Source organism: Mycobacterium sp. TH-M25 (genome assembly GCF_057473665.1).
This window is the reverse complement of sequence record NZ_JBYCLA010000458.1, coordinates 1-4,178: the sequence shown is the minus strand read 5'-3', so window position 1 is coordinate 4,178 and position 4,178 is coordinate 1. Positions and strand designations below refer to the sequence as shown.

Annotated in this window: 2 protein-coding genes; one reads left to right on the top strand and one right to left on the bottom strand. The window is 65.7% G+C overall.

What is annotated here, in order from left to right:
• Positions 1-3,467, bottom strand: a 3,467-nt coding sequence (gene eccCa, locus AC2VOU_RS15570; RefSeq protein WP_486958185.1) for a type VII secretion protein EccCa, incomplete at its 3' end; no start/stop codon positions are given.
• Between the two features lie 110 nt (positions 3,468-3,577).
• Between eccCa and AC2VOU_RS15565 the strand changes: the two genes are divergently transcribed.
• On the top strand, positions 3,578-4,178 hold a 601-nt coding region (locus AC2VOU_RS15565; protein ID WP_486958184.1), incomplete at its 3' end, for an EsaB/YukD family protein.

Here is a 4,178-nt window from a genome sequence, read left to right as displayed (position 1 = left end):
CGGTCACGCAATTGCATCAGGTTGGTGTTCGAGGTGGGCATGCGTCGGCGCAACAGTTCCACCAGATGCGACATTGCCTCGGCTACCGCGTCAGCGGAAGTGAGGTGACTACCCCGGGTCCCGTTCTGGTGTCCGGCCAGACCGAGCAGTGAGCGCCTCGGGTCGACGATGACCAGTTGGCACTCCGCGGGAGTCTTGGTTCTCAGCAATTCCCAGCACAGCGTGCGCAACGTCGCCGTCTTACCGCATTCGTTGTCGCCCAGCACCAACAGATGTGGCTGCTGCGCGAAATCGATTGTCAGTGGGGCAAGCTCGGTCTCTTCGATACCCAATATGACGCCAGCACGCAGCGGACCAGCGCCGTCGAGCACAGCGGTGTGGTCGATCCGCCTGGGAAGCACCGGCACCGTCGGCGCCCGCCATCCGTGATTGTGGTCCCGCAGCATGTCCCCAACGCTCGACGCGGCGCCGATGCCCAAACACGGCTGTGCGACCACCATGTGCAATCCTTCGTGGGAGAGCCCTCGCCCCGGTCGTGCCTCTGGAACCTGGTGGGCCCGGCGCCGATCGAATTCGGAATCCCCGGGATCCCCCAGGCGCAGCTCGATCCGGGTTCCAACCTGATCGCGCAACGCGGCTCGAATCTCTGGCCATCGCGTGGCGGACAACATGACGTGGATACCGTAGGAGAGGCCCTCTGCGGCAAGCGATGTCACCCAGGGCTCGGCCATCTCGCATTCGCGCTGCAGACCGAGCCAGCCGTCAACGACCAGAAAGACATCGCCGAACCGATCACATCGTGGATCCCGCTCCGCCAGCAGCTGCCGATAGTCGGTCATCGAGTCGATGTTGCGCTCACGAAAAAGCGTTTCCCGGGCTCGCAGGAGAGCGCAGAGTCGCCCGATGGTGCGTCGGACACGTTCCGGGTCACCGCGGCCGGCCACGGAGCCGACGTGTGGCCAGTCACGCAACGACGCCAAGGATCCGCCGCCGAAATCGAGGCAGTAGAACTGCACCGTACGCGGATCGTGGGTGACCGCCAGCGCGGTGATCAGCGTACGCAGTGCCGTGGACTTGCCGGATCGAGGTGCACCGACTACCGCGACATTGCCTGCGCCCCCGGCCAAGTCAACGACCAACGGCGTGCGCTGCTGCTCGAAAGGGCGGTCAACGACGCCGACCGGAACCGTCAATGGCCGACCTGGTTCGCCGGGCCGCAAGATGGCGTCCAGGGTGGGGGACGCTCCGAGTGGTGGTAGCCATATCTCATGCGCTCGTGGGCCGCTTCCCGACAACCGTTCGACGATCGCCTGTAACACCGTCTTGCGCTCGCCGAGTGCGATCTCGCCGGGGCCGGACATAGTGGATCCGATGGGTTCGGTGGTGAACAATCGGACCGCAGGTGGGCGTTCAGGATGGCTCGACGTCCCGCACTCGCGGATCTCCAATGGCGGCGCGACGAGACCCGAGACAAACGCCGTCTGGAACCGCACGGGCGCATCGGTACCGACCCGTAAGTACGCTGCACCCGGTATCGCGGGAAGTTCGTAGGCTTCGCAGGTACCAAGCACCGTGCGGGATTCGTTGCTCGACAGCGTTTTCAGACACACTCGATACGACAGATGTGATTCCAATCCCCGCAATCTGCCCTCATCCAGACGCTGGCTCGCCAGCAACAGATGGACGCCAAGCGATCGACCCAATCGGCCGATCGCAACAAAGACGTCGGCGAAATCTGGATGCTGGCTGAGCAATTCGGAGAACTCGTCCACGATGACGAACAACGCCGGCAGCGCGCGCAGCTGGTCATCAGCCTGGCGTCTGCGTTGATAGACCGAGATGTCTTCGAGGTTGCCCGCCGCGCGGAGCACCTCTTGACGCCGGTTCAGCTCGCCCATCAAGGCATCGCGCATCCGCGTCACCAGCGCCGCTTTGTCGGACAGGTTGGTGATCACCGCGGCCACATGCCGCGCGGGTTCGAGTCCAGAGAATGTCGCGCCGCCTTTGAAGTCGACCAGCACCAGGTTCAGCTCTTCCGACGAGTGCCGGACGATCATGCCCAGAGCCACCGTCCGCAGAAACTCCGATTTTCCTGAACCCGTTGCGCCGATACAGAGCCCGTGTGGGCCCATCCCGTGGGCGGCCGCCTCCTTGATATCCAGTTCGACCGGCGCACCGCTGCTGTCGGTGCCGACCGGCACACGCAGAAAGCCCCGGGAGCCGAGAATGCTCCGGTCCGCATCCGGCGGACTCGAGCCGATGTCGGTGATGCCGATCAGGTCCTGCCACCTGGTCCCGTTCGACGCCGCGCTCGGGCGGGCGGGCCGATAGCCGGCGAGTCGTTGGGCGCACACCAATGCCGCGGCGCGGCTCAGCTGATCGGCCTGCGCGAGGGTCTCTTCGCCGCACGCCGAGACCACCACCGGGTGACCGTCGCCGCAGTCCACCTTGAGCACCGTAACGCCCTCGGCGGCAACGCCGTTGAATTCACCGTCGCCGTCGGCGACGAAGACGATGTGCGCTGCGGCCGGATCGCCGGACCGGCCGTCGCTCATCAAAGCGTCCAGCGTTTCACGTGCGGCGCGTAGCGACGCATACACCATCCGCGCGGGGCCAATGTCATCGCAGGCATAGGGATGTCGATTGTGTGGCAACCATTTGAGCCATTCCCACTCCGCCCGGTTGGCAGCGCCGACGGCAGCGACGATCAGCACCGCGGCCGGGCTGTGCAAGACGGCCAGCTGGCACAGTACGGCTCGCAGCAGCGCGCGGGCCTGCAAGCCGTCGCCGCGGATGCGCACGACCGACTGCCCGCGCAGCGCGACCGCGATCGGTGCCCTTACCACCCTCGAGTGTGTGCCGAGAAAGCGCTGCAGCGCAGCCACACTCACCGGGTCCAATCGGTTCACCGATTCCAGGGTCGGCGCCACCAACCGCGCAGCAAGAGGTAAGGGCCCGACGCCGACCCGGACGTGGCAGAAATCTGAGGCCGCCACTTCCCGCTCCCACATCCGGCATCCGCCCACCAGAGTCCACAGCGTGTCAGGATCGGGATGGCGCCACGTCAACGACAAACACTGCGCTGCAGCGTTCTTCAGAGCGGTTTGGCGAATCGTCGACAAATAGTCCAGGTAATCCCCACGTTGGACATTGAGTTCCCCGCGACGACGATCCGAGCCCGAAAGCACCGCCGCGACCGCGGACACCAGCATCACGAGCGGGAACATCATGAACGCCGGATTGTGCGCCACGGGCGAGCGGGCAGCGTACGTCGCAGCCATCGCCCCTACCGCGGCGACGGCCGTGACAATCGGTACGAACCTGATCAACCGGCCGGACTGCGCCCGTTCCGCTATTTCCGGCGGCGCCGCGACCGCGATGTCCGTGGTCTCGTAGTCCGGTGCTGCCATCCGCACGATCGGCACGCACTGCGCGGTTGCACCGTCGAACGCGTTCCCGAGATCCATGACTCGGGCACGGTAGGCAAGGCAGCGATCGGCGGCAAGTCGCCTGTGGAACAACGCATACGACGTTGCCGCGGCATGGCTAGGGTCCAACGTGGCGAATGGAGTCAGGTATGCATCAGGTGTCGGTGGCGTCTGTTCGGCGGCGGCTGGTTGTTCATGCCGGTACCGGCAGCGCCGACCTCGTGGTCTCGGCTGCGGTGCCGCTCAATTCACTGATCGCATCGATCATCGACGTCCTCGGCGACACAGGCAACCTCGACTCCGCCGTCCGCTACGAGCTGTCCCGACCCGGCGGGGACGTGTTGGACGCGTCGAAGACGTTGGATGAACTCGGGATTGGAGACGGGTACACGTTGTTTCTGGTCCGCGCACCGGCGGCATTCGCCGCTCCGCCGGGTGACGACGCGGCCGAGGCGGTAGCGGCAGTGATCGCCGAGGTAGAACGGCCCTGGACCCGACGTGCGACTCGTCGTGTCGGCGGCGTGATTTCGTTGTGCCTGGCAACCCTTGCCGCGGCGGTACTGCTGGGATCCGCCTTCGACGTCGACGCGCACCGCACCGGCTGCGCCGGCATTGCGCTGGCAACCGGACTGCTGGGATTACTGGGGGCGGCAGTCGCATATCGCGTGTTCGACGAACCGGGCGCCGGCCTGAGCTTGGGTCTGATCGGCACCGGATTCACCGCGCTAGCCGGACTCTTTGCCGTTCCCG